This is a genomic window from Allobosea sp. GW822-FHT05A11 (assembly GCF_058800455.1).
This window is the reverse complement of record NZ_JBXAMI010000003.1, coordinates 205,329-228,898: the sequence shown is the minus strand read 5'-3', so window position 1 is coordinate 228,898 and position 23,570 is coordinate 205,329. Positions and strand designations below refer to the sequence as shown.

Sequence of the window (23,570 nt, the reverse complement as noted above, 5' to 3'; positions counted from 1 at the left end):
ATGGCGCGCCTCGCCACGCGACTGACCGAACGCCTCGGCATCGCCCACCCCATCCTGTCGGCGCCGATGGCGCTGGCAGGCGGCGGGGCGCTGGCCGCGGCGGTCACCCGCGCCGGCGGCCTCGGCCTTATCGGCGGAGGCTATGGCGACGCCGGCTGGATCGCGCAGGAATTCGCTGCCGCCGGCAATACGCAGGTCGGCTGCGGCTTCATCACCTGGTCGATGGCCAGGAAGCCTGAGCTGCTGACGCAGGCGCTGGCTCACAAGCCGGCCGCCCTGATGCTCTCCTTCGGCGATCCGCGCCCCTTCTCTGCGGAGATCGCAGCGGCGGGCGTGCCCCTGATCTGCCAGTGCCAGACGCTCGCCCATGTCCGTCAGGCCATCGAGGCCGGTGCTGCGATCATCGTTGCGCAGGGCACTGAAGCAGGCGGGCATGGTGCCAGCCGCGCGACGCTGCCCTTCGTGCCCGAGGTGGCTGACCTCATCGCTCGTGAAAGCCCTGATACGCTGCTGGTTGCTGCCGGCGGCATCGCCGACGGGCGAGGGCTCGCCGCTGCGCTGATGCTCGGCGCGGATGGCGTGCTCGCCGGCACGCGCTTCTGGGCGAGCCGCGAGGCGATGGTGCATGAGCGCCACCATGCCGCGGCCATCGCCGCGACAGGCGACCAGACCGTGCGCTCCTCGCTGCCTGATATCGCCCGCCAGCTTGATTGGCCGAAACCCTTCGATATCCGCGTCTCCGACAACGCCTTCATCGCCGGCTGGGCTGGTCGCGATGCTGCGCTCAAGGACGCCATTGCCACCGAGGGGCCTGCCTATCGCGAGGCCTTCATGACCGGTGATCCCGACAAGGCCGCCGTCATCTTCGGCGAGGCCGCGGGGTTGATCTCGGACATTCCCGGTGCCGGCGATATCGTCGAGCGCATGGTGGCGGAGGCTGTAGCTTTGCTCGGCGGGGCGAAGCGCTTCCTCACCTGATCAGCGCAGCAGTCTGAGCAGGCCCGTCGCCTTCAGCAGCCCGCCCGCAAGCACGGCGTAGACGATCGCCGCGACGCCGGACACCAGCAGCACCGTCATCAGCAGCGGCTCGAAGGGCAGGGTGGCGGTGAGCTTCAGTGCCAGCGGCTTGCCCCACCAGGCCAGCAAGCCGCAGATCGCCGCCGCAGCGCAGACGATCGCCGCGAAGCCCGGCAGGCGCCGGTCCGGCTCGGTCCAGCCACGCCGCCTTGCCAGCACGAACAGCGTCAGCAGATTGACCCAGGCGCCGGCCGCGGTCGCGAGCGCCAGCCCCGGTGCGCCCCAGTCGCGCCAGAGCACGAGCTTGAGGGCGAGGTTGCAGGCGATCGCCGCGAGCGCGATCAGCATCGGGGTCGTCGTGTCCCCGCGCGCCTGGAAGGCCGAGACCTGCGCGCGGATCATCACGATTGCCGGCAGGCCGAGCGCATAGGCGAAGAGCACGGCACCCGCCGCCGCGCTCGCCTGCGCATCGAAGGCGCCGCGCTGGAACAGGCCTGCGACCATCAATTCCGGTACGGCGACGAAAGCCGCGACGAAGGGCGCGCTGGCGACGAGCGAGATCGCGATGGCGCGGTTCTGCGCGCGGTTGGCGGCCGCATCGTCGCCTCGTGCGATGGCGCGGCTCATCGCCGAAAGTGCGACGGTGCCGACCGCGATGGCGATCAGCCCGAGCGGCAATTGATAGAGCCGCTCGGCATAGTAGAGCGCCGCATAGCCGCCGCGCGGCAATAGCGAGGCGATGATCGTATCGGCGAAGATCGAAATCTGCACGCCGGCCGAGCCGATCACGGCCGGCCCGAACATCTTGAGGAAGCGCCGGACCCCGGCATCCGCCCGCGGCCGCACCAGCTTGCTGGACACGCCGGCCCGCCTGGCGGCGACATAGAGCACGATCCATTGCGCCACGCCGGAGATCGCGACGCCCCAGGCGGCGGCATGAGCTGCGCTCGGAAACAGGAAGGGCACGGCCAGCGCGGCGACGATGAAGACATTGAGCAGGATCGGCGCGGCGGCGAAGGCGGCATAGCGCTCGACGGCATTGAGGGTCGCGCCGAGGAACGTGACCATGGTCACGAACAGCAGATAGGGGAAGGTGATCCGGGTCAGCGCGACCGCGAGCTCGAACACCGCCGGGTCCTTGGCGAAGCCCGGCGCCAGCAGCCTGACCAGCCAGGGCATCAGGGGCAAGGCGAGCGCCAGCAGCACGACCTGCACGATCAGTTGGACGGTGAAGAGCCGGTCGGCGAAGAGGCTGGCCGCTTCCGGCCCCTCCTTCTCGGCGATCTGGGCATAGGTCGGCACATAGGCCTGGTTGACGGCGCCTTCGCCGAAGATCGCCCGGAAATGATTGGGCAGCCGCAGCGCGACGGAAAAGGCGTCCATCGTCGCGCCCGCGCCCAGCACAGCCGCGAGCGCGATGTCGCGCACGAAGCCGGTGATGCGCGAGATCAGCGTGTAGCCGCCGACCGACAGGATGTTTCTGAGCATGAAGGCCTAGCGGATCAGCGGCGGCAGGGCGTCGCCGCGCGGGTGGTCGACGGTGCGGGCGTCGAAGCCGACGCGCTCGCCGATCAGATAGAGCGGCCGGCGCTTCACCTCCGCGAAGATGCGCCCGACATATTCCCCGATCATGCCGAGCGAGACGAGCTGGATGCCCGAGAAGAACATGATCGAGACGATCAGCGAGGGGAAGCCGGGCAGGTCGGTGCCGAAGAGCAGCGTCCGCAGCATGAAATAGACCGCCGACAGCGTTGCGATCACCGCGATGATCGCGCCGGACCAGGTCGCGATCTTCAGGGGTACGGTCGAGAAGGAGGACAAGCCGTCGAAAGCGAAGGAGAACAGCTTGCGGTATTTGAACTTGGACTGGCCGTGCTCGCGCTCGGCGACATGGAAGGGCACGCCGGCCGAGCGGAAACCGACCCAGGCATAGAGCCCTTTCGAGAAGCGGGCGCGCTCCGGCAGCGCCCGCAGGGCATCGACGGCCTTGCGGTCCAGCAGGCGGAAGTCGCCGGCGCCCTCGGGCAAGGGGGTTTCGCCGAAATAGCCGAAGATGCGGTAGAACAGCTTGGCGAAGCCGCGCTTCATCCGGGTCTCGCCTTCGCGGTCGGTGCGCTGGCCGTAGACGTTGAGATAGCCCTCGCGCCATTTGGCGAGGAAGGCGGGAATGGTCTCCGGCGGATGCTGCAGGTCGGCGTCCATGATGATGACGGCATCGCCCAGCGCATGGTCGAGCCCGGCTGCGATCGCGATCTCCTTGCCGAAATTACGGCTGAACGAGACGGCGCTGATGCGCGGGTCGGCCGCATTTAGGTCGCGGATCACGGCAAGGGTCTCATCGCGGCTGCCATCGTCGACGAAGACGATTTCCCAGGACGCGACCTCCCCGGTGAGCGCCGTGCGCAGGCGCTCGACGAGCAGGGCGAGGTTATCGGCCTCGTTGTGCACGGGCACGACGATCGAGAGTTCGGGCCAGCGGGAGGCCCGAGGCGTACGTTGAACCGGCTGAGACCCGATATCCGTCACGAACGACCTTTCAAACTGCGGGTGCATACGCCTCTCTGGCGAGGCGCGACGCACAGAACCGCAAAGCTTGCCGGGCGACAAGTCCGGCACGGTAAAACTGCCCTGGTAAAACGCGCGACTTTATGGCGGCGCGTTCCCATCGGGAAGGCATCGCGCTATAGCGCGAGCCCGGTCAACGAGGGACGATACGCGCGATGGCGAAGGGCTTCATCCTGTGCGCCGATGATTTCGCCCTGACGGACGGCGTCAGCCGCGCCATCCTCGACCTTCTCGAACGCGGCAAGCTCACCGCGACCGGGGCGATGACCAACCGCCCGCATTGGCGCCGGCTGGCGCCGGAGCTCGCCGTCTTCGCGGGCGAGGCCGATCTCGGCCTGCATCTCAACCTCACCTGCGCGGCGCCGCTGTCAGCGATGCCACGGCTGGCGCCTGGCGGTGCCCTGCCGAAGCTGAAGGAGGTTGCGCGCGCCGCCTCCATGTCATCGGCGGCGCGGGCCGAGATCGCGACCGAGATCGCGTGCCAGCTCGATGCCTTCGAGGACGCGCTCGGCCGGCGGCCGGATTTCGTCGACGGTCACCAGCATGTGCATGTTCTGCCTGGCGTGCGGCGGGCGCTGCTCGATGTCCTGGCACGGCGCTATCCGGCGGGGACGCTCTATGTGCGCGATCCGGCGGATCGTCTGGCCGCAATTCGCGCGCGCGGCGTCGCGGTCGGCAAGGCGCTCGTCATCGCCGGTCTTGCCGCCGGCTTCCGCAGCGCGGCGCTGAAGCGGGGCCTGCGCGTCAATCGCGGCTTTTCCGGCGTGGCGCCCTTCGATCCGCAACGGGATTTCGCTGCGGATCTGGCCCGTTTCCTGATCGAGCCGGGGCCGCGCCATCTCGTCATGTGCCATCCAGGCTTCGTCGATGACGAGCTTGCCGCGCTCGATCCGGTGGTCGCGTCACGGCCTGTCGAGCACGCCGCCATCGCTGCCTTCGTGCCGCCGCCCGGCTTGCCGCTGCGCCGCTTCGCCACCTTGGAGGACTGATCGCGAGACGGCGCGCCGCAAGCGATTTGTTTACCGGAACCGGCCATTGTGGCGTCTGGTTGGAGGCGCCGCTCTTCGCAGCAGTTTGCGCCGGTTCTGGAGATGGTCGGCTCGATGAAGGTGTTCAGGCGCGCAGCCGGCGCGGGAGAGCCGGCGCAGCCGGGCAGGCAGGCCCTTGGCTCACTCAGCCGGCAGATCGCAACCGCAGCCGTGGCGATCGTCGCTGTCGCCATCGTCTTCGTCGTGCTGGCGATCGCCCGCTACAACGATGCCCGCACGCGCGCCGATCTCGATCAGAAGGTCACGGCGCTGACCTTGATGGTGGTCAACGCCGCGCCGTCCCTGATCCTGTCGCGGGACAACAGCACGCTCGGTTCCATTCTCGCTTCGTTGCAGCGCGACCCCGATTTCGATGCCGGCATCGTCGGAGACGACATGGCTGCCCTGGCTTCTGCCGGGCGTACCGTGGAAGCGCGCCTGTCGCTGACGCCGCGCTGGCTGGCCGAGAGGCTAGGTGAAGAGCCTTGGAAGGCGCTGCAGGCGCGCACCGAGATCGAGGTCGAGGACGATGTCTATTTAACGAAGATTCACGCTGTTAGCGTCGGTAGCCAGCAGAAGCAGATCGGCTATGTCGCGCTGCGCTTCGACAAGACGCGCCTCGTGGCGCGTGCCGCCTGGGAGCAGTTCGTGACGATCGGGCTCGGCCTGCTGATCCTGCTGGTGCTCGGCCCGCTGCTCTGGCTCTCGCTGTCGCGGGCGATGCGGCCGCTGCGCAGCATGACGAAGGCGATCGTCAGCATTTCCGACGGCAATCTCTCGACGCCGATCGACGCGCTGGGCCGGCGTGACGAGATCGGCGCGATCGCGCGTGCGCTCGGCGTCCTCAAGATTCGTCTCGCCGAGCGGGCGACGCTCGAGGAGCAGCAGAGCGTGGCCGAGGTCGAACGGCGCTCGCGCCAGCAGGGCGTCGACCATGCGATCACCTCTTTCCGCAGCGAGGTCGGCCTGGCGCTCGAAGCGTTCAAGAGCAATGCCGAGCGGATGCGCGAGGCTTCCGACGGGCTTGCCCGCGTCGCCGCCGAATCGTCCGGCCGTGCCGCCCGCGCCGCCGACAATGCCCATGGTGCCTCCGGCAATGTCGAGAGTGCCGCGCAGGCTGCCGAAGAGATGGGCGCGGCCATCCGCGAGGTCGAGTTCCAGGTGCGGCGCGTCCGCACCGAGATCGTCGAGGCGGCCTCCGTCTCGCGCGATACCGCAGGCTCCGTGCAGGCGCTCGACGAGACCGCCCGCGCCATCGGCGAGGTCGTCAACCTGATCCGCGACATCGCCGCGCAGACCAACCTGCTCGCCCTCAATGCCACGATCGAGGCGGCGCGTGCCGGCGAAGCGGGCCGCGGCTTTGCCGTGGTGGCCTCCGAGGTCAAGTCGCTGGCGGCGCAGACCGCGGATGCGACCGACCGCATCGTGGCGCAGGTCGCCGCCATCCAGGGTGCGACCGGCCAGGTCGTCGGCGCGATCCAGAACATCGCCGAGCGGATGAACGCCATCGAGAAATTCGCGAATTCGGTCGCGACCTCGATCGAGCAGCAGGCCATCGCGACCGGCGAGATCGCCAGCGGCGTCGCCATGGCCAGTACCTCGGCCCTCTCGGTCTCGAGCGATCTCAGCGTGCTCGCCGACAGCGTCGAGGAGACCGGGCGCTCGGCCGAGCAGGTGCGCGGCGCGGCCGGCGAGGTCGCCGACCAGGCCCAGCGTCTCGACTCGACCGTGGACCAGTTCCTGCGCAACGTTGCCGCCTGAGCGCCGGGGCGCGCTCTTTTTGAGGGTGCGGGTCATCCCGTGCGCGGCGCAGCGCGCAGCGATGCGCCGCAGACACGGGACCGTGCGACGAGAAGGCGCCCTTTCCGGATGGCGGTCCCGCATCTGCGCAGCGGCACTTCGCGCCGCAGCGCGTGCGCGAAGACATCCGCGAACAAAAAAACGGGGCCGCGAGGCCCCGTTTTCGTATCCGGAAGACCGCCGAATTACTTCGCGGCGTCGAAGCGCTCGGCGACGTAGTCCCAGTTCACCAGGCTCTCCAGGAAGGCCTTGAGATAGTCGGGGCGACGGTTGCGGTAGTCGATGTAGTAGGAGTGCTCCCAGACGTCGACGCCGAGGATCGGGGTCGCGCCGTGGGCGAGCGGGCTCTCGCCGTTCGGGGTCTTGCTGACGGCGAGCTTGCCGCCCTTGACCTCGAGCCAGGCCCAGCCCGAGCCGAACTGGCCGACGCCGGCGGCGACGAAGTCTTCCTTGAACTTGTCGACCGAGCCGAACGAATCGACGATCGCCTTCTCCAGTGCGCCCGGGATCTTGCCGCCGCCATTCGGCTTCATCCACTTCCAGAAATGGAGGTGGTTGTAGTGCTGGCCGGCATTGTTGAAGATCGCGGGGTTCTTGCCATAGGAGCCCTTGACGATCTCCTCCAGCGACTTGCCCTCGAACTCGGTGCCCTTGATGGCATTGTTGCCGTTGGTCACATAGGCGAGGTGATGCTTGTCGTGATGGTACTCGAGCGTCTCCTTCGACATGAAGGGCTGGAGCGCATCATGGGCGTAGGGAAGATCGGGAAGGGTAAAGGACATGAGGCCTCTCCTTGGGCTGTGAAATCGCTTGAAATGAGAATGGCCTGTACGGGACAGGCGGAGCCGCGGAGGCCCTGTCATTCCCTGCGATAGTTAAGCGCCTCCGCGCCGGTCGACAACCGCTGCCATCGCGAAAAGCATATGTCTTCTCGACAGGCCGCCACAATCGCGCCAGATTTCTCCCTCTAAGCGGTCCGGATTGGAAACTCTCTCTTATTCAATACGTTAGATAGTGACGCAAAGGCCGGCTCTGGTCCGGCCCTGCCAAGGATACCGATTTGATCGCGATTTTTACCATTCTGGGTCTGCTCCTGTTCGGTGGTGGCGCCTATGCCATCTATGACGGCTGGCCCTATCTGGTGCTGGAACGCGGCTTCACCGAAGTCATCATGGGCTCGATCGCGAGCAGCGCCGGCCTGATCATGCTCTCGCTCGCCTGGATACTCAGGGAAGTCAGGGCGACCCGGCGCGCGTTGGTCGAGGCGATCGAGCTTCGTTCCGCCATGCCGTTACCTGCGGCCTCGGCGGTGGAAGCCCCGCCCGTGTCGCTCCCGCGCGACGACGCCGCCGCATTCACGCACTCCGTGGCCCCGGTTGCGATCGGCGCGGTAGCCGGCGCTGCGGCGACGAGCGCCGTAGCGCAGGCCCTGACCGGGCCCGAAGACGAAAACGCAACGTCTCCCGCCGAGGTGCCCGCTTCATCCGGGGACCGGGACCTGTTCGGCGCGCCCGTCGCGCATGACCTGCAGGAGCCGGAACCGGCTGCGGAGAGCGAGCCCGAGGCGGCATCTGAAACGGCACAGACCCAGGCTGAGGAAGCCGAGCCGCTGCCCGACATGTTCGAGGAGGCGCAGCCGACCGCATCTCCCCAGCCGGTCGCCTTCGAAGCGGAAGAGCATGAGCCGGCAGAGCCCGCTGCGGCCGATGTCCAGCCGTTGGCCGATGAGGAAGCCTTCGCCGCGCATGACGCGCCGGTTCCCTTCGGCGACCGGCCTTCGGTCAAGCCGCCGGCCGACGAGCCCGCGGCGGCTCCTGCCGAGGCGGGGGAGGCCATCGCGGCAGCCGGCGACGAAGCCGAGCGTGACGAGTTCAGCGCCCTGCGCGAGAGCCTGGCGGGCCACCTGAACGAGCCGGAGCCCGCAACCGGGCGCGTCGAGCCGTCCTTCTCGCAGGAGCCCGACCCCTTCGCCGAAGCCGAGACCTGGATGGACCGCGCTTCGCCGCGCCGGGAGCCCTGGCTCGATACGTCTCCCGCCGCCGCCGAAGAGGTGTCCGCCGAAGTGCAGGCTCCGCTTTGGCCGCCGCGGACGGAGCCTCACGCCTTCGATGCACCGGCCGAGCCTGCGGCTGGCGATGCCGAAACCGAGGCTGTTTCCGATGCCGACGATCCGCCGCTTCAGGATGACGAATCCGACGCAGGGAACGTCGAGCCGGAATCGGCGGCCGAGCCCGTCGAGACGGTCGAGCCACAGGCCGAGGCGGCTCCGGCCGCAACCGACAGCCGTCCTGCCTCCGACGAGGGTATCGTCGGCGCCTATCAGGTCGGCGATGCGCATTTCACCATCTTCGCCGATGGCTCGATCCGGGCACGGACCCCCGATGGCGAATACAGCTTCGCCTCGATGGACGAGCTGAAGGTCTATCTCGCCAGCGAGAAGAGCCGGCTGGGCGTCTGATCAGGCGCCCTTCGCCGCGTCCCAGCCTTCGCCCACCGTATGGATGGCGAAGGCATAGGCCAGGGCGGTCTCCTTCAGCGAGTCGAAGCGCCCGGCCGACCCGGCATGGCCGGCTTCCATGTTGGTGTGCAGCAGGACCGGCCCGCCGCCGGTCATGGTGGCGCGCAGGCGCGCGACCCATTTCGCCGGCTCCCAATAGGTCACGCGCGGATCGGTCAGCCCGGCCATGGCGAGGATCGGCGGGTAGGCCTGTGCCGTGACATTGTCATAAGGCGAATAGCTGCGGATGGTCTCGAAGGCCTTCACGTCGCGGATCGGGTCGCCCCATTCCGGCCATTCCGGCGGCGTCAGCGGTAGGGTGTCGTCGAGGATCGTGTTGAGCACGTCGACGAAGGGAACCTCTGCGACGATGCCGGCGAAGAGTTCGGGGGCCATGTTGGCGACCGCGCCCATCAGCATCCCGCCGGCGCTGCCGCCTTCTGCGACGATGCGGCCGCGCGTCGTGAAGCCGGCATCGGCCAGCGCCCCGGCGGCGGCGATGAAATCGGTGAAGGTGTTGCGCTTGTTCTCGCGCTTGCCGTCGAGATACCAGCGCCAGCCCTTGTCGGTGCCGCCCCGCACATGCGCAATCGCATAGACGAAGCCGCGATCGACCAGGCTGAGCGGCCGCGTCCGGAACGAGGCTGACATCGCCGAGCCGTAGGAACCGTAGCCGTAGAGCAGACAGGGCGCGCTGCCGTCGAGCTTAAGATCGGCCCGATGCAGGATCGAGATCGGTACGCGCGCGCCGTCCGAGGCGGTGGCGAAGATCCGGCGCACGCGGTAGCTGGCCGGATCGTGGCCGGAGGGCACCTCCTGCCGCTTCAGCAAGGTCCGCGCGCCGGTGGCAAGGTCGTAGTCATAGGTTTCGGCCGGCCGCGCCATCGAGGCATAGATGAAGCGCAGCGTATCGGTCTCGAACTCGTAGCCCGCATCCATGCCCAGCCCATAGGCTTCCTCGTCGAAGGCGATGCTGCGCTCTGCGCCATCGGCGAAATCGCGGATGACGATGCGCGGCAGCCCGTCCTCGCGCTCCAGCCGGATCAGCCGCCCCTTCAGGCAGACATGATCGAGGATGAGACGGCCCGGCTTGTGTGCGATCAGGTCGCGCCAATTCGCCGGAGCGGGCGCGTCGACGGGGGCCGTGACGATCTTGAAGTCCTCGGCGCCACCGGCATTGGTCAGGATCGCGAAGACGTCGCCGTGGTGCTCCAGGCTGTACTGGCGCCCAGGCTCGCGTTCCGCGACGAGGACGGGCTTCGCCTCCGGCCGGTCCAGGTCGAGGATGCGCGTCTCTGAGGTCTCGTGATCGCCAACCGTGATCAGCAGGAAACGCCCGGACTGGGTCTTGTCGATATCGACGAACATGCCGGCATCAGCTTCGTCATGCAGCAACGCGTCCAGCTCGGCCTGCTCGCCGAGCCGGTGGCGCTTCACCCGCGACGGGCGGTGATCGTCATCGAGCGCGACATAGAAGAACGAGCGGGAATCGCTGGCCCAGATGATCTCGCCGGTCGTGTCCTTGACGAGGTCCGGCAGATCGTCCCCGCTCTCCAGGTCCCTGACGTGGATCGTATGCAGTTCCGAGCCGGCCTCGTCGGCGCTCCAGGCGAGCAGGCGATGATCCGGGCTATGCGCGGCGTCGCCGAGATCGAAGAAATCCTTGTCTTCAGCAAGGGCATCGGCATCGAGCATGATCTGCTCGCCCGCCCGGCCGGTCTTTCCCGCCATGCTGCGCGGCTTGCGGCAGATCAGCGGATGCTCGGCTCCCTTGCGGTAGCGCGAATAGTACAGGAACGGCCCGTCCGGCTGCGGGACGCTCGCATCGTCCTCCTTGATCCGGCCGCGCATCTCCTTGACCAGTTCCTTTTGCAATGCGCGCGTTGGCGCCATCAAGGCCTTGCAAAAAGCGTTCTCGGCTTCGAGATAGCTGCGGATATCGGCCGGCAGGACGTTGGGTTCCCGCAGCACATCCTTCCAGTTGTCCGCGCGCAGCCAACCATAGTCGTCGCGCAAGGTGACGCCGTGGACCTGCGTTTCCGCCGTCCGGATCTCGGCGCGCGGCGGCGGGGGTATCCGGTGGGACCTGCGTGGCGCGGCGCTTGGGGAGTGGCGATCCTGATCCAGGCGCATGACGATCTCCGATCTGGGGCGCTGACACGTAGAGGCGGCGGGATCAGCTTGCAAGACATCGAGGCCATCTGCGGCTTTGATTTTTTGCATTCAGTGCAACGCAGCATCCGGGTGGCGAAATATTGACGCTTCACTACAATAATTGTTGGAATTTGCTGACTTGCGTAACTAAACAGCATGGAATAAACGCATATCTCGATCAGTCCGCGTTGTCTGATTCTGGGCCGATGGTGCTTGACCCACTATTGGTAATATTCATCAGGCTATCGGGCGCAAGGCGGTGGACGGTCAGCGCATAACGCCAGCAAGAACGATAAGGAGAAACATCGCCATGGCCGAGAACGACGGAGCGGACTTCATTGAGCTGACGGCGGATATCGTTTCCGCCTATGTCTCCAACAATTCCGTGCCTGCCTCGGATTTGCCGGCACTGATCAGCGAAGTGCATTCGGCGCTGAGCCGGGTCATTGGTGGCGCCGCGCCTGTGGTGCAGGCCGAGGCTCCCAAGCCCGCCATCCCCGTGAAGAAGTCGATCACGGCCGATTACCTGATCTGCTTGGAAGACGGGAAGAAGTTCAAGTCGCTGAAGCGGCATCTGCGTACGCAGTACAACATGTCGCCCGAGCAGTACCGCGAGAAGTGGGGCTTGCCGCCGGACTATCCGATGGTCGCGCCGAACTATGCCGAGGCGCGCTCGCAGCTTGCGAAGAAGATGGGCCTCGGCCAGCAGCGCCGCAAGCGCCGCTGAGCCGCGTGCGATAGAGCATTTTCGAGCGACGTGAACTTCGGTTTGCGGGAAGAAGATGCTCTGGCTACGCCGCCCCCGGAAAAAGCCGCCGATGATCTCGGCGGCTTTTTTCATGCGTCTCGTCGGGAGGGGCGGGGATAAAGCCGGCTGCGGGGTTGCTAGTCGGAATATAAGAATATAATCCTATATCGGTCACGCCTCGCGGGGAGGGGCGGCTGACTCTGAATAGGAACATATCATGAACAAAGAGCGCGACCAATCCCAAACTGCCCTGCGTGCCAGCGCCGTTGCGCGTCTGGCGGAAGTGGCCATCGCAGCCGCGACCCGGATTCCGCTGGCCGGCCTGCGGGCCGCGCATCGAGGCCGGAAGTCGATTGCGGTGGCTCGCCAGACGGCGATGTATCTCGCCCATGTCGCCTTCGGCCTGAGCCTCACCCGTGTCGGCATCTGCTTCGGCCGGGACCGCACCACCGTTCGCCATGCCTGTGCCCTGATCGAGGATCGCCGCGACGACCCGGGGCTGGAGTTCGGGTTGACCGCCCTGGAAGCCGCACTTCTGGTCACGATGACGAGGCTGGTCGACCAACTGGCGGAGGCCCGCCGATGAGCGCTGAAATCGAAGGCAAGGAACGCGGCCGGCTCCTGAGGCATCTCGCTGCGCCCGGATGTTATGGCCTGGTTTCCCCGCTGGGATGTGGGCGCATCGCGCTCTACCGGACCGTGAACGGCACAAGCCTGGGTGCCGGTTATGTCGCGTCGGAAACCGTGCAGGCCTTGGCGGCGGAAGGGCTCGTCGCCTGGTCGAAAGATGCCAAAGCGGCCCGCCTCGGCCTCGCTCCATCGGTGCCGGACGCGCCGGTCGTGGAAAAGGCCCGAGCCGAGCCGGGCGAGCCGCCGGCTCCCGCGATGGACGATCGCGAAAGTCCACTGCTCTGGCTCTATCGCCGCCCGGGCAAGGACGGCACGCCGCAGATCGGCGACGAGGAATTCGCGGCCGGCGAGCGCTTCCGCGCCGATATCACCCTGGCCGGGATGCTGCCACGCGTGACGATGAACTGGGATGCGGCACTCACCCCGGAGCAGGCGGGGGCGGGCCCGCGCGACGTCGCCGGCTCGTCCGACACGGCGCTCGCCGCGCGTCAGCGCGTCAGGCTCGCCTGTGACCGGCTGGGGCCGGAGCTGTCAGGTCTCGCGATCGATATCTGCGGCTTTCTCAAGGGGCTCGATCTCGTCGAGAAGGAGCGCCGCTGGCCGCCGCGTTCGGCCAAGGTCGTGCTGCGCGTCGCGCTGGCGACCCTGGTGACGCATTACGGCCTGGACCGCCGCACACGGCAGAGCGGGGTGCGCAGTTGGCAGGCAGCCGATGCCCGGCCGAGCGAATTCCCGGCCGCCGGCTGAAGCGGCTCAGGTTGCGGCGGCAGCCTGGGCGTCGCGCTTGATCCGGTCGATCATGGCGCGCACGCCGTTCGAGCGCTGCGGCGTGAGATGGGCGGCAAGGCCAAGGCGCTCATAGATGGCGAAGGCGTCGGTCGCGAGGATCTCCGCCGCTTCCCGCCCGGAGAAGATCGCCAGCGCCAGCGCGACGAGCCCGCGCACGATATGGGCGTCGCTGTCGCCGACGAAGCGAAGCCGCGTCTGCGGGCCGCTGCCGCCATCGCGATGGGCAACGAGCCAGACCTGGCTCGCGCAGCCGCGCACCTTGTTGGCGTCGACATGCGCTTCCTCGGGCAGGGGCTCCAGGCCCTTGCCGAGTTCGATGAGATAGCGATAGCGATCGTCCCACTCGTCGAGCAGTTCGAAATTCGCGACGATGTCGTCGAGGCTTGTCGTCATGACCGGCGTCTTCCCGCGATTGCGGGGGAGCGTCAAGCGTTCAGCGCTGCGGCGCCTGCTTCCCGATCACCGCCGTCGCCGCGGCATGCAGGATGCGCTCGCGCAAGGCCGGGTCCATTCCCGCGAGGATCTCGGCCGCTTCGCGCGCGGCGGTCAGGCTGCCTGCGACCGTGCGCGTCTCGGTCCGGGCCGTTTCGGCTGCTTGCCACATGGCCTGCGGCAATGCGGCGTCGGCCGGCTTGCCGCTATGCACGGGCGAGTTCACGGCGATCAGGCCGATGATCGCGATCTTGCGCAGCAGGTAGGCCATGTCGGTCTCCATCGTCGGCGCCTCTCTTGCGCCGCGAGAACAACCTAGACCGGGATATCGAAAAATCGCGTCATTCCAAACGCTCAAATGCGAGTCGAATGCCGCAAGTGATCTTCAGCTTCCGTTCACCTTGCCACGAACATCGGCTCGTGCCGAGAAAACGCGAAGATTTTATATAACTATATGAAAATTCTACAGAAAAATCGCTTTCCGCCGCAGGCCCGGGCTTTCGCCGCGCTTCGCCTTAAGCCCCGCTTAAACCGGCCATGGCGAGATTGGGCCAAGCGGATCGGGTATCCGCGAAAGCAAGGCGTTGCGTTCCGTATGGCGATGACAGCATTGAGGACACAGGCGGCAGCACTGGTGCATGCATCGGTGCAGTCGGACCCGGCGAAAAGGCGGCGTCACGAACGTTTCGTTCTGTCGCGCCTGCTCGTCGGTGGCGGCATGCTCGGCCTTGCTCCGGCCTATCTCGCCTGGCGCGGCGCGCCTGGCGCCTTCGAGGCGGCCATGATCGTCGCTGCCGCGCTTGCTGTTCTCTCCGTGGCGCTGGTTTCCCGCACGGGCCGTCTCGATCGGGCGCATGCGCTGTCCTCCGCCGCGCTGTCCCTCTTCATCGTGGCGCTTGCGGGCGCGACCGGCGGTCTGTCCTCCCCCTTGCTGCTCTGGCTGGCGGTCGTGCCGGTCGAGGCGGCCTTCTTCGGTTCGCGCGGCTTCATGCTGCGGGCCGGCTGGATCGCGGTCGGCGCGCTGTTCGCCGCCATCGGGCTGCAATGGCTCGGCCTTTTCTCCGAAACGATGGTGTGGGCCGGCGAGGCGATGCCGCTTCTGGCGATGTCCGCGCTGGCCCAGGCCCTGGTCGTGACGGCGGTCCTGCTGCGCCGGCGCCATGCCGAGGAGCGCGAGCAGCGCGTCTCGGATGCGCGTTCTCAGCTTCTGCTCGATCATGTCGGCGATCTCGTCACCTGGCATGACGCCAACGGCGCGGTCGTCTTCGCCAATGCCGCGGCGCGGGCGCTGGCTGGTGCCGATCCGCGTGAACTGCTCGGGCGCGGCCTGTTCGAGCGCGTCCACATTGCCGACCGGCCGCTTTTCCTGAAGGCGCTGAGCGATGCCGCTCATGGCGGGGAGGGCGTGACCGCCTGCTTCCGGACACTCTTCGTGCCGCGCGAAGGTGCGGGCGAGGCCAGGTTGCCGGTCTCGCTCTGGCTGGAGATGCAGGCCTGCCGCGTTGCCGGCGCCGCTGCCGCCGATGGCGCGGCCGTGGTCTGCGTGATGCGCGACGTGACCGAGCGCCGGGCCGCCGAGGAAACCCGCGAGCGCGGCCATGCCGAGGCGCTGCGCGCGAACGACATCAAGGGCCAGTTCCTGGCGACGGTGAGCCACGAGCTGCGCACGCCGTTGAACGCGATCATCGGCTTCTCCGAGATGCTGAGCGCCGAGGACAATGGCTGGCTCGATGCGCAGAAGCGTCTCGAATATGCCCGCATCATCCACGCCTCCGGCCATCACCTGCTCGATGTCGTGAACACCCTGCTCGACATCTCCAAGATCGAGAGCGGCGCGATGACCATCGAGCGCGAGCCGCTCGATCTCGCCGCGATGGTGCAGGATTGCTGCGCGCTGATGGCGCTGCGGGCCGAGGCCGGCGGCATCGCGCTGGAGCGCGTGACCGGGCCGGCCCTGCCTGCGATGGAAGGCGATCGGCGCGCGCTGAAGCAGGTCGTGCTCAACCTCCTGTCGAACGCGATCAAGTTCACGCCGGCCGGTGGTCGCGTGACGCTTGCCGTCGTGCGCGACGGCGACACGATCGATCTCTCGGTATCCGACACCGGCATCGGCATCGCCGCTGCCGACCTGCCCCGGCTGGGCGATCCCTTCTTCCAGGCCAAGGGCGCCTATGATCGCAGCCATGAGGGCACCGGCCTCGGGCTGTCCGTGGTGCGCGGGCTCGTCGGCCTGCATGGCGGCCGCCTGACGGTCGAGAGCGCGCCGGACATCGGCACGCGCGTCTCGGTCCGGCTGCCGGTCGGCGGCATCGAGGGCGTCGAACAGCCGGCCAAGATCGTGACTTTCGCCCGGGCTCCGCGCCGGGGCATCGATACCAAAGAACCTCTCCGCCTGACCGCCTGAAGACGAGCTGACCGATGTCCGTGACCATGGCCGCCCGCGCCCATTCAGGCGCTTCCCTGTCCGCCCCGGTGCGCCGTGCCCAACCGGCGCGACGCAAGACATCCTGGCTTGGCCGGGTCGCCCGCACCGCCGGGCAGCGGCCGGGCAGGGCGCTTGTCCTGCTGACCTTCGGTATCGTCTCGATCGCCATCGTCGCCAATGCGCTGCTGTTCCAGAAGGCGCGCCATCCGGCCCCGATCCTCTCTTCGTCAGCGCCGGCCTCGCAGCCGCGGGCCACGACCGAGCGCCGCACCGAACCGGTGCCTGCTCCCGCCGTCGAGGCTCCCGCAGCGCAGCCGATCCGCCCGCCGGCGCGACCGAACGATCTGTCCCAGGCGCAAGCCACGCGCGAAGCGCAACCCCGGCCGCCGGCGCCGGTTCAGGCCGCGCCGCGGGCCGCTGCACCTGCGCCGCGCGCTGCGGCGGCTCCCGCGCGCGATCCGATCGCCGACCTGATCAACGGCGACCTGCGCCCGCCTGCGGATGTCAGAGCGGCCAGCCGTTCAGCCACAGCCCCGCGCACCTGATCGGCGGCGCCTGACATGGCGCGGCTGACCAGCGATTTCTGGGTTTCCGCCTATCTGCGGCAGGCGGCCTTCGATGGCCTCGTCGCCGTGCTGCGCCGCCGTGGCGCGCGTGAGGCCGGCGCCATCTTCGTCAAGCTCGACCGGCTGGACGGCACTGCCGCGCTCTACGCCCCGGCGCCGCAGGCGCTGGCCGAGGAGGATGGCGAGCGCCGCTTCCAGCTTCTGCTCGATTCCGATCCGCTGGCGATCGAGGATCGTGTCGCGCGGGAACTGCGCTTCGACAGCGATCTCTGGCTGGTTGAGATCGAGAACCAGGCCGGCGATCCGCGGCTCGCACTCGTGAGCGGCTGATACCGCTCCAGCGAGGCGGGGTGGCTCAGCCGCGCTCGCGCTTGGCGCCGATCTTTCCGAGAATGTCCGACATCGCCGGTTGCGCTTCCGGCCGGGCATGACCGGCGCGCGAGGGCGTCCCGCTCGGGTCCATGGACGGCTGGTGCTGGCCGCGCCGCTGCGGTGCCGCGACGATCGTGCCGGCGATATGCATGGCCAGGCGGAAGGCGATGGCAGGCCTGACCGAGCGCATCAGCGCGACCAGAGCGAAGATGCGCTCGACCGAATGAGCCGTATCGTCGCCGAGCCGGATCAGGAAGCGCGTCGCTTCCTCGACCGTCGTGCCGCTCGCCGTGAGGACGAGCGCCGCCAGATCCCGCGACGCGTCGGCCGCTATGGCGCCGGCCAGCGCCGCACCACCGCCGAGATGGTCGGCGATGGCGGCGAAGGCGATGTCCCGATCCTCGGCCGCGAGGTCGAGCCAGCCGGCGAACGTCGCAGCGGACAGGGCGGGGCGCCTCTCGCTGGGATGCAGAGCTTCGCGCGCCATCAGCGATTCGAGGATCGCGAGGCGCCGTTCCGGCCCGGCATGGAGGAAAAGCGGCGCGAGTTCGAGGTTGGACAGGTCGGGGCGCGCGAGCAGGCCGGGCCGGTAGGTCGGCTCGGTCCGGGCCCGCGCGATCAGGCTGTCGACGGCGGCGCGCGGCATCGGGGCGCTGTGATTGGCGATCAGGGCAAGGTCGAGCGCGCGATTCGCACCCGATACCAGCATGATCACGGCCTGGGCGGTGAGGTCGCTGCGGACGGCCAGGGCCGCGCGCATCGCCTCGTCGCCGGTTTCGACCAAACCTTCGAGCTCGGTCGCCGATACCGGCATGCCATGGCGAAGCAGCTCCGCCAGCACGGCGCCGCCCTTCGCGGCAAGCCCGGCGAGGACCGACGCGGGCGTATGCGCCCAGCCGGCAAGCTTGCGCGCCAGGATGAGCGCCGTCGCCTCGTCGATGCCCGGCAGAAGCGCCTCGGCCATCTCGTTGAAAGCGGCGAGATCGGTGGGCGAGGGATGCGACGTCGAGAGCAGCAGGTCCGCTTTGACGCGCAGCGAGATCGGGCTGAGGTCGAGCCCGCCCTCGCGCGCCAGGCGAGCGAGATCGGCGAGTTCCTTGGAGACGGATGCAGGCATGACGGACTCGGGGACCGGGAAACTGATAATGAATCAGCATTAATCCCCGACCGTTAAGGCTGCGTTAACCATGTCCGGGCCTGATGGGCCTGCGGGGCCTGCGACTCGGTGCTGCCCGCACCTCGCCGCCCCTCGCGTTGCAACTCTGGCGCTGGATAAGGAGGCGCATCATGGCCATCGTCATCCCCTTTGCGCCGCAGCGGCGCCTGCAGCAGGCCTCGGCCTGTTCCCTTCCGCCACGGACGGCGGACATCCTGTTCTTCACGGGCGTGCGCTACGAGCGCCCGCCCGAAGCCCGGCTGCCGGGCGCAAAATCATCCGCCAATGCCCGGCCCCGGAAGGTCGCTGCGCGGAAAAGTGCCCGCAGGCAGCCTGCGTGACACGAAGCCCGGCCAAGCTGCTGCTCGCCACGCTGGCGGCTGTGTCCGTTTCCGCCTGCACCGCCACCACGGGCGATCTCGGCCGGCCGCGCCCGACGGTCTGGTCGCAGCTCATCGCCCCCGAAACGGGCTTCTGGTCCGCGACCGCCCGCGGCGAGCAGAGTTCCTATTTCCGCCTGACCGACGACGAGGAACAGATGCGCGACCGCGCCTGGCGCTTCGTTATGCCGGCAAGCCCGAACAGCGTCTTCCAGGGCGAGGTCTCCAACCTTGCCCATACGCGCATCCTGCCGGTCGCGGCCCAGTCGACCGATGTCGGCGACTATTTCCGCGGGCTGACCTCGATATCCTTCGCCTCCCAGGCCTCGCGCTACAACCGGCTGGCGGAGGATGCCAATGCCGATCGCCTGCTGATCGGCCCGTTCCGTGCCAATGCGGCACGGGTGGTGAGCATGGACCGGGTGCGGATGCGCACCGTCGAGGCCTCTCCCGATGTGCCCGTCGACAAGCAGGAGCCGGCCTATGCGCGCGTCGTCGAAAACGAGGGGCTGGTCTTCTGGGTCTGCGAGCGCCTCGATTTCCGCCTCCGCAGCTACCGTCACGCGCTGGTCAACCTGGTCGTCGAGATGCCTTCGCGCGAAGCCGTGAAGGCCGAGCGTGCAATCATGGCGCTGGAGATGGAAGCAAGGCCCCTCTGCCAGATGCCGCTCATCGGTACCTTCGGCGAAGGCGGCAAGCGGCCGGTCGTCTACAAGGGCTAACTCAATTCGCCGCGCCGCAGGCGACGCCCGTCGCGAGGCCCTCCGCGTCGGCCCGGTCGGAGGGCAGGCGCATCAGCACGCGCGCCACGATCAGCCCCTGTTCGGTATCGGAGACGATGCGCAGCTCCCGGCTGGTCTCGCCCTCCTCGTCGGCCGCGATGCGTTCGTCGCGCTGGGTCTCCGTCATCACCAGGAATTCGAGCGTGCCGCGGATCGCCGCCCGGTCGGTGATGGCATAGAGCACGCCGCCGCCCTGCCGGTGCAGCGTCAGGCCGAGCGGCAATGTGCCCGTGCGGGCAACCACCCGCATCGGGCCGGCGGAGAGATCGTAGCTGCAGATCGCGGTGACGACATTGGGATCGGCCTCGCGCAGGGCGGGCAGGCCGCGGGCATTGCCGGGAGAGGGGATCGGCTCGGCATGCCCTTCGATGCCAAGTTCGCGATAGGCATGAGCAGCGTCGCGCAGAGAGAGCGCCGGGATCGCCAGGATCGTGACGATGTGGACGATTCCCGCGAGGATCAGCCCGGCCAGTGTCGTGATCGCGAAGCGCGCGAAGCCGGTGCGCAGGCGCGGCCGCCAGCCGGCGAAGGGCGCGCTGCGCTTTTCCGTCGGATCGTGGCTGAGGGCGCTCATCGGCAATCGAGGCGCGTGACGCGCGGCAGGTTGGTGGCCCGTGTCTCGCCGGTCTGGCTCGAGATCGGCGTATCGTAGAGCCGCAGGCGAAGCTGGAAGCGCCCGCTTGCCGGCAAGGGCAGCCAGTTGCCGGCTTCAGGGGTGGCTGCGGCGATGATGGCGAGCCCGCCATCCTCGGGGCGGACGATCTCCGAATCGGTGAAGCCGGTGCGCTCCAGGGGCAGGCGGAACGGCAGGCCGTCGCCATCGGTGACGCCGATGGTCCAGCCGCGCGTCGGCGGCGTCGCGCCGGACAGCCGGTAGCGGCAACGCCCGTCCAGCGCCTGCCCCGCGTCGTCCCGCTCGGCGATCAGCTCGAGCCCTTCGCCGGAGCCGAATGGCAGATGGACGCCGCGGGCGAGATAGGCGCGCATATAGGGATCGACCTCGCGGCTGCCGCTGCGTGGCCAGGCCGTCCAGGCGCCGACCTCGACCCGGCCGATAGCCGGGCGCCCGGCCACCGCCCAATGGGCCGAGCCCAGCCCGAGGCCGGCGCCGAGGGCGAGGATATAGGCGAGGTCGAGAATCCGCACGCTGCCCTTCCGCCTGGGAGAGGAGTTCCGGGCGGAGTTGAGCCACCGCACCGGTCGTCGTCAATCGCCTGCCTCTCAGCGCAGCCGTGGTTCGCTGCCCGAGATCTCGCGGATGCCGACCTGGACGGGGCGGCCGGCGCTGCGCCGCGGCTCGACGGCTTTGAACATCGAGCCGACGGCCGAGAGCACCTCGAAGGACTGGCGCGGCATATGGCCGGCGGTCGCGCCAGCCGGCCTCGTGGCGCTGCCGGCCTTGGCCACCGCCGCACCCTTCGGGTCGGTTACGGGCACGCCCGGAATCGGCTTCAGCTCCAGGCCCTGATGGGCGAACTGCATGATCTCCTTCCACGTCATCGCAGGCAGCGAGCCGCCGGTCATGTTCGCGGTCTCGGTGGAGTTGTCGTTGCCGAACCAGACGGCGCCGACGAGGTTGCCGGAATAGCCGACATACCAGGCGTCCTTGTAGCCGTTGGTGGTGCCGGTCTTGCCGGCGGTAACGACGCCGTCGAGAGCGGCGCGCCGGCCGGTGCCCTCGGTCGGCACCTTCGAGAGCATGAAGTTCATGTCCTGCGCAACCTGGGAACTCAGCACCTGCTTCGGCTCCGGCTCGTCGCGGTCATGGCGATAGATCACCTCGCCCTGCGAATTGGCGATCTCGATCGCCGCATAGGGCTTTGCCCGGCGCCCGCCATTGGCGAGCACGGAATAGCCGGCGGCCATGTCGATGACGGTGACCTCGGCCGCGCCGATCGGCAGCGAGACCGTATCGGTCAGCGGCGTCGTCAGGCCCATGGCGCGGGCCGTCTCGACGATCTTCCGGCGCCCGATCGCGGCCGCGCGCGCCTCGTGGGTCTCGCCGGTCGCGCGGCCGATGGCGATCGACATCTGCACCGGGATCGTATTGATCGACTTCGCCAGCGCGACGGTGAGCGGCATCGAGCCGGCATAGGAGCGCCCGTAATTGTTCGGGCACCAGTTGCCGATGCAGACCGGCCGGTCGGTGACGATCGTATTCGGCTTGTAGAGCCCGGCCGAGAGCGCGGCGGCATAGACGAAGGGCTTGAACGAGGAGCCGGGCTGGCGCAGGCCCGCGGTCGCGCGGTTGAACTGGCTCGCACCATAGTCCCTGCCGCCGACGATGGCGCGCACGGCCCCGTCCGGGTCCATGACCACTGTCGCCGCCTGCTTCACCCGATAGGCCGGTCCGTGCTGGCGCAGGATCGTCTCGATCGCCTCGTCGGCGCGCTGCTGGATCGCGGTGTCATGGGGGGTCTTCACGGTCAGCACACGGTCGGCGCCGAGCTTGCCCTCGGCCGCAAGCTCCTTCACCGCGTCGAAGGCCCAGTCGAGATAGTAGTCGGGGCTGGAATCGCGCTTGCGGTCGACCGGCGTCGCCGGATTGCGCTTGGCGCTGTCGACCTGGCCGGCGGTCATGAAGCCGGCATCGACCATGGCGTTGAGCACGTCGTTGGCCCGCGCCCGCGCGGCCGGCAGGTTGACATGCGGGGCGTATTTCGTCGGCGCCTTGAACAGGCCGGCGAGCATCGCGGCCTCGGCCAGCGAGACGTCCTTCACCGACTTGCCGAAGTAATACTCGGCCGCGGCGGCCGCGCCGAAGGTGCCGCCGCCCATATAGGCGCGGTCGAGATAGAGCTTGAGGATCTCGTTCTTGCTGAGCCTCGCCTCGAGCCACAGCGCCAGGAAGGCTTCCTTGATCTTGCGGTCGAGCGAGCGCTCGTTGTTGAGGAAGAGGTTCTTGGCGAGCTGCTGGGTCAGCGAGGAGCCGCCCTGGACGACGCCCGAGGCCCGCGTATTGACCAGCAGGGCCCGCGAGGTGCCGATCACGTCGATGCCGAAATGGTCGTAGAAGCGGCGATCCTCGGTCGCGAGCACCGCCTTGAGCAGATGGTCCGGCATCTCCTCCAGCTTCAGGGAATCGTCGTGCCGGGCACCGCGATGGCCGATCGGCATGCCGTAGCGGTCGAGGAAGGTGACGGCGAAGACCTGGTTCCTGAGCGCCTCGTCATTGCCGATCCGAAAGGCCGGCAGGGCCAGCATCAGCAGGACCAGCGCGCTGACAATGCCGATATTCAGGCCCTCGCTGGCGAATTCGGCGGCGATGCGCTTGCCGCCGGTGACGGTCAGGCGGTCGGCGGTGCTGCGGATGCGTTCATGGATTTCACCGGCGCGGCGCCCGGCGCCCCACAGGCCGGCATCGAGCCATGAGTCTGCGGCGAGCGCGAAGCGCTTCAGCCGCGTCCTCCAGCCTGCCTTCCTGAACTCCATGGCCTTATCCAGGCTTCCTGAATGGCCCCCGGGCTTAGTCCTGCCGCGTGCTTGCCATCTTGGCAACAGAAGAGCGCCGGGGAATGGACACATAAGGACGTCTCGCTGCCGGATAAGAGGCGAGACGGTAAATTTCGTGGGGAAGGCGGGGACGTCCGCCATAAAGGCTGTGCCGGCCCGAGACATGAACGGGCGGCAGGCAACGGCCTTCCATCTTGTCGCCTGCGGGCGCATAAGCCTGCCATGACGCAAACCCCGCCGAAACAGCAGCCGTTCTGGCTGACGACGCCGCTGGAGGCGATGTCGACGGAGCAATGGGAATCGCTCTGCGACGGCTGCGGCCGCTGCTGCCTCGTCAAGCTCGAGGACGAGGATACCGGGCGCATCTTCGCGACCGATGTCGGCTGCCGCCTGTTCGAGGCGGGCACCTGCCGCTGCCGCGATTATCCGAACCGCTCGGTGAAAGTGCCGGATTGCGTGACGCTGACGCCGGAGGATGTGCGCACGCTGCCCTGGCTGCCGCCGACCTGCGCCTATCGCCTCGTCGCCGAAGGCAAGGACCTGCCCTGGTGGCATCCGCTGGTCTCCGGCGACCCCGAGACGGTGGTCGCGGCCGGTGTTTCCGTGCGCGGCCGTGTCTTCGCCAATGAGGACGAGGTGCCTGAGGAGGAGGTCGCCGAGCGCATCGTCAACTGGCCGCTGCGCTGGCCGCGGGCTGCGCGCGGGAAGGGAGCCTGACGCAACCCGGCCGTGCTATTGCGCTGCATCAGTCGATGCTGCACACGCTCATTGATCGT

At 68.3% G+C, this 23,570-nt stretch carries 23 protein-coding genes; 13 read left to right on the top strand and 10 right to left on the bottom strand.

Going from position 1 to position 23,570, the window contains the following annotated elements; genetic code table 11:
- The gene (locus AC1RLU_RS10620) at positions 1–978 is read left to right on the top strand and encodes an NAD(P)H-dependent flavin oxidoreductase (RefSeq protein ID WP_492795478.1); all 978 of its coding nucleotides are present in this window, start codon (positions 1–3) and stop codon (positions 976–978) included.
- Here AC1RLU_RS10620 and murJ read toward each other — a convergent pair whose 3' ends face one another.
- The gene (gene murJ / locus AC1RLU_RS10615) at positions 979–2,505 is read right to left on the bottom strand and encodes a murein biosynthesis integral membrane protein MurJ (protein WP_492795476.1); all 1,527 of its coding nucleotides are present in this window, start codon (positions 2,503–2,505) and stop codon (positions 979–981) included. It lies immediately after the preceding gene.
- A gap of 6 nt (positions 2,506–2,511) precedes the next feature.
- Positions 2,512–3,543, bottom strand: a complete 1,032-nt coding sequence (locus AC1RLU_RS10610; RefSeq protein WP_244492697.1) for a glycosyltransferase family 2 protein — start codon at positions 3,541–3,543, stop codon at positions 2,512–2,514.
- A gap of 194 nt (positions 3,544–3,737) precedes the next feature.
- Here AC1RLU_RS10610 and AC1RLU_RS10605 point away from each other — a divergent pair, with 194 nt between their 5' ends.
- The gene (locus AC1RLU_RS10605) at positions 3,738–4,571 is read left to right on the top strand and encodes a ChbG/HpnK family deacetylase (RefSeq protein WP_492795474.1); all 834 of its coding nucleotides are present in this window, start codon (positions 3,738–3,740) and stop codon (positions 4,569–4,571) included.
- A 114-nt stretch (positions 4,572–4,685) separates the two neighbouring features.
- Entirely contained in the window at positions 4,686–6,371 is a 1,686-nt protein-coding gene (locus tag AC1RLU_RS10600) for a methyl-accepting chemotaxis protein (RefSeq protein ID WP_492795472.1), read from the top strand.
- 224 nt (positions 6,372–6,595) lie between these two features.
- Here AC1RLU_RS10600 and AC1RLU_RS10595 read toward each other — a convergent pair whose 3' ends face one another.
- On the bottom strand, positions 6,596–7,192 hold the full coding sequence (locus AC1RLU_RS10595; RefSeq protein ID WP_492795470.1) for a superoxide dismutase: 597 nt from the start codon (positions 7,190–7,192) through the stop codon (positions 6,596–6,598).
- A 278-nt stretch (positions 7,193–7,470) separates the two neighbouring features.
- Between AC1RLU_RS10595 and AC1RLU_RS10590 the strand changes: the two genes are divergently transcribed.
- The gene (locus AC1RLU_RS10590) at positions 7,471–8,868 is read left to right on the top strand and encodes a hypothetical protein (protein ID WP_492795469.1); all 1,398 of its coding nucleotides are present in this window, start codon (positions 7,471–7,473) and stop codon (positions 8,866–8,868) included.
- Here AC1RLU_RS10590 and AC1RLU_RS10585 read toward each other — a convergent pair whose 3' ends face one another.
- Positions 8,869–11,040, bottom strand: coding sequence for a S9 family peptidase (locus AC1RLU_RS10585; protein ID WP_492795468.1), 2,172 nt, complete (start codon positions 11,038–11,040; stop codon positions 8,869–8,871).
- Between the two features lie 331 nt (positions 11,041–11,371).
- Here AC1RLU_RS10585 and AC1RLU_RS10580 point away from each other — a divergent pair, with 331 nt between their 5' ends.
- The 3 genes from AC1RLU_RS10580 to AC1RLU_RS10570 all read left to right on the top strand — a co-directional run bounded on the left by AC1RLU_RS10580 (position 11,372) and on the right by AC1RLU_RS10570 (position 13,186).
- A complete protein-coding gene (locus AC1RLU_RS10580; RefSeq protein WP_061964725.1) occupies positions 11,372–11,788 on the top strand; it encodes a Ros/MucR family transcriptional regulator in 417 nt (138 codons plus the stop codon).
- Positions 11,789–12,026: 238 nt separating this feature from the next.
- A complete protein-coding gene (locus tag AC1RLU_RS10575; protein ID WP_492795466.1) occupies positions 12,027–12,395 on the top strand; it encodes a helix-turn-helix domain-containing protein in 369 nt (122 codons plus the stop codon).
- Positions 12,392–13,186 (top strand): DUF6456 domain-containing protein, encoded by a 795-nt coding sequence (locus AC1RLU_RS10570; protein ID WP_492795464.1) that lies wholly within the window; start codon positions 12,392–12,394, stop codon positions 13,184–13,186. Before AC1RLU_RS10575 ends, AC1RLU_RS10570 begins: the two co-directional genes overlap by 4 nt.
- 6 nt (positions 13,187–13,192) lie before the next feature.
- Here AC1RLU_RS10570 and AC1RLU_RS10565 read toward each other — a convergent pair whose 3' ends face one another.
- The gene (locus AC1RLU_RS10565; RefSeq protein ID WP_061965578.1) at positions 13,193–13,621 is read right to left on the bottom strand and encodes a SufE family protein; all 429 of its coding nucleotides are present in this window, start codon (positions 13,619–13,621) and stop codon (positions 13,193–13,195) included.
- 40 nt (positions 13,622–13,661) lie between these two features.
- Positions 13,662–13,931: a hypothetical protein gene (locus AC1RLU_RS10560; RefSeq protein WP_492795462.1), complete on the bottom strand. Its 270-nt coding sequence runs from the start codon at positions 13,929–13,931 to the stop codon at positions 13,662–13,664.
- Between the two features lie 324 nt (positions 13,932–14,255).
- Between AC1RLU_RS10560 and AC1RLU_RS10555 the strand changes: the two genes are divergently transcribed.
- Genes AC1RLU_RS10555 through AC1RLU_RS10545 form a run of 3 tightly spaced genes read left to right on the top strand, consistent with a single transcriptional unit; the run spans position 14,256 to position 16,981 of the window.
- The gene (locus tag AC1RLU_RS10555) at positions 14,256–16,064 is read left to right on the top strand and encodes a PAS domain-containing sensor histidine kinase (protein WP_492795461.1); all 1,809 of its coding nucleotides are present in this window, start codon (positions 14,256–14,258) and stop codon (positions 16,062–16,064) included.
- A gap of 14 nt (positions 16,065–16,078) precedes the next feature.
- The gene (locus AC1RLU_RS10550) at positions 16,079–16,630 is read left to right on the top strand and encodes a hypothetical protein (RefSeq protein ID WP_142114977.1); all 552 of its coding nucleotides are present in this window, start codon (positions 16,079–16,081) and stop codon (positions 16,628–16,630) included.
- A gap of 15 nt (positions 16,631–16,645) precedes the next feature.
- Complete coding sequence (locus AC1RLU_RS10545) at positions 16,646–16,981, top strand: DUF1491 family protein (RefSeq protein ID WP_142114978.1); 336 nt, start codon at positions 16,646–16,648, stop codon at positions 16,979–16,981.
- 25 nt (positions 16,982–17,006) lie between these two features.
- Here the strand turns inward: AC1RLU_RS10545 and AC1RLU_RS10540 are convergent, their stop codons facing one another.
- Positions 17,007–18,140: a DUF2336 domain-containing protein gene (locus AC1RLU_RS10540; RefSeq protein WP_142114979.1), complete on the bottom strand. Its 1,134-nt coding sequence runs from the start codon at positions 18,138–18,140 to the stop codon at positions 17,007–17,009.
- A 170-nt stretch (positions 18,141–18,310) separates the two neighbouring features.
- Here AC1RLU_RS10540 and AC1RLU_RS10535 point away from each other — a divergent pair, with 170 nt between their 5' ends.
- Together AC1RLU_RS10535 and AC1RLU_RS10530 are read left to right on the top strand one after the other, a co-directional pair.
- A complete protein-coding gene (locus AC1RLU_RS10535) occupies positions 18,311–18,520 on the top strand; it encodes a hypothetical protein (protein WP_091855834.1) in 210 nt (69 codons plus the stop codon).
- Positions 18,517–19,281, top strand: a complete 765-nt coding sequence (locus AC1RLU_RS10530) for a hypothetical protein (protein WP_061964707.1) — start codon at positions 18,517–18,519, stop codon at positions 19,279–19,281. Before AC1RLU_RS10535 ends, AC1RLU_RS10530 begins: the two co-directional genes overlap by 4 nt.
- Before the next feature lies 1 nt (position 19,282).
- Here AC1RLU_RS10530 and AC1RLU_RS10525 read toward each other — a convergent pair whose 3' ends face one another.
- The 3 genes from AC1RLU_RS10525 to AC1RLU_RS10515 form a co-directional block, all read right to left on the bottom strand.
- Entirely contained in the window at positions 19,283–19,915 is a 633-nt protein-coding gene (locus AC1RLU_RS10525; protein ID WP_142114980.1) for a DUF1254 domain-containing protein, read from the bottom strand.
- Positions 19,912–20,487, bottom strand: a complete 576-nt coding sequence (locus AC1RLU_RS10520; RefSeq protein WP_492795457.1) for a DUF1214 domain-containing protein — start codon at positions 20,485–20,487, stop codon at positions 19,912–19,914. Before AC1RLU_RS10520 ends, AC1RLU_RS10525 begins: the two co-directional genes overlap by 4 nt.
- Positions 20,488–20,562: 75 nt before the next feature.
- Complete coding sequence (locus AC1RLU_RS10515; protein WP_492795456.1) at positions 20,563–22,773, bottom strand: transglycosylase domain-containing protein; 2,211 nt, start codon at positions 22,771–22,773, stop codon at positions 20,563–20,565.
- 243 nt (positions 22,774–23,016) lie between these two features.
- On the opposite strand from AC1RLU_RS10515, the gene AC1RLU_RS10510 reads away from it, so the two are divergent.
- Entirely contained in the window at positions 23,017–23,511 is a 495-nt protein-coding gene (locus AC1RLU_RS10510; protein WP_061964701.1) for a YcgN family cysteine cluster protein, read from the top strand.
- The last annotated feature ends 59 nt before the right edge of the window (positions 23,512–23,570 follow it).

What these genes read in the sequence shown, in the direction of transcription:
- AC1RLU_RS10620 (WP_492795478.1), top strand. Translation starts at nt 1, where the DNA reads ATGGCGCGCCTCGCCACGCGACTGACCGAACGCCTCGGCATCGCCCAC.
- murJ (WP_492795476.1), bottom strand. Translation starts at nt 2,505, where the DNA reads ATGCTCAGAAACATCCTGTCGGTCGGCGGCTACACGCTGATCTCGCGC.
- AC1RLU_RS10605 (WP_492795474.1), top strand. Translation starts at nt 3,738, where the DNA reads ATGGCGAAGGGCTTCATCCTGTGCGCCGATGATTTCGCCCTGACGGAC.
- AC1RLU_RS10600 (WP_492795472.1), top strand. Translation starts at nt 4,686, where the DNA reads ATGAAGGTGTTCAGGCGCGCAGCCGGCGCGGGAGAGCCGGCGCAGCCG.
- AC1RLU_RS10595 (WP_492795470.1), bottom strand. Translation starts at nt 7,192, where the DNA reads ATGTCCTTTACCCTTCCCGATCTTCCCTACGCCCATGATGCGCTCCAG.
- AC1RLU_RS10585 (WP_492795468.1), bottom strand. Translation starts at nt 11,040, where the DNA reads ATGCGCCTGGATCAGGATCGCCACTCCCCAAGCGCCGCGCCACGCAGG.
- AC1RLU_RS10580 (WP_061964725.1), top strand. Translation starts at nt 11,372, where the DNA reads ATGGCCGAGAACGACGGAGCGGACTTCATTGAGCTGACGGCGGATATC.
- AC1RLU_RS10575 (WP_492795466.1), top strand. Translation starts at nt 12,027, where the DNA reads ATGAACAAAGAGCGCGACCAATCCCAAACTGCCCTGCGTGCCAGCGCC.
- AC1RLU_RS10570 (WP_492795464.1), top strand. Translation starts at nt 12,392, where the DNA reads ATGAGCGCTGAAATCGAAGGCAAGGAACGCGGCCGGCTCCTGAGGCAT.
- AC1RLU_RS10565 (WP_061965578.1), bottom strand. Translation starts at nt 13,621, where the DNA reads ATGACGACAAGCCTCGACGACATCGTCGCGAATTTCGAACTGCTCGAC.
- AC1RLU_RS10560 (WP_492795462.1), bottom strand. Translation starts at nt 13,931, where the DNA reads ATGGCCTACCTGCTGCGCAAGATCGCGATCATCGGCCTGATCGCCGTG.
- AC1RLU_RS10555 (WP_492795461.1), top strand. Translation starts at nt 14,256, where the DNA reads ATGGCGATGACAGCATTGAGGACACAGGCGGCAGCACTGGTGCATGCA.
- AC1RLU_RS10550 (WP_142114977.1), top strand. Translation starts at nt 16,079, where the DNA reads ATGTCCGTGACCATGGCCGCCCGCGCCCATTCAGGCGCTTCCCTGTCC.
- AC1RLU_RS10545 (WP_142114978.1), top strand. Translation starts at nt 16,646, where the DNA reads ATGGCGCGGCTGACCAGCGATTTCTGGGTTTCCGCCTATCTGCGGCAG.
- AC1RLU_RS10540 (WP_142114979.1), bottom strand. Translation starts at nt 18,140, where the DNA reads ATGCCTGCATCCGTCTCCAAGGAACTCGCCGATCTCGCTCGCCTGGCG.
- AC1RLU_RS10535 (WP_091855834.1), top strand. Translation starts at nt 18,311, where the DNA reads ATGGCCATCGTCATCCCCTTTGCGCCGCAGCGGCGCCTGCAGCAGGCC.
- AC1RLU_RS10525 (WP_142114980.1), bottom strand. Translation starts at nt 19,915, where the DNA reads ATGAGCGCCCTCAGCCACGATCCGACGGAAAAGCGCAGCGCGCCCTTC.
- AC1RLU_RS10515 (WP_492795456.1), bottom strand. Translation starts at nt 22,773, where the DNA reads ATGGAGTTCAGGAAGGCAGGCTGGAGGACGCGGCTGAAGCGCTTCGCG.
- AC1RLU_RS10510 (WP_061964701.1), top strand. Translation starts at nt 23,017, where the DNA reads ATGACGCAAACCCCGCCGAAACAGCAGCCGTTCTGGCTGACGACGCCG.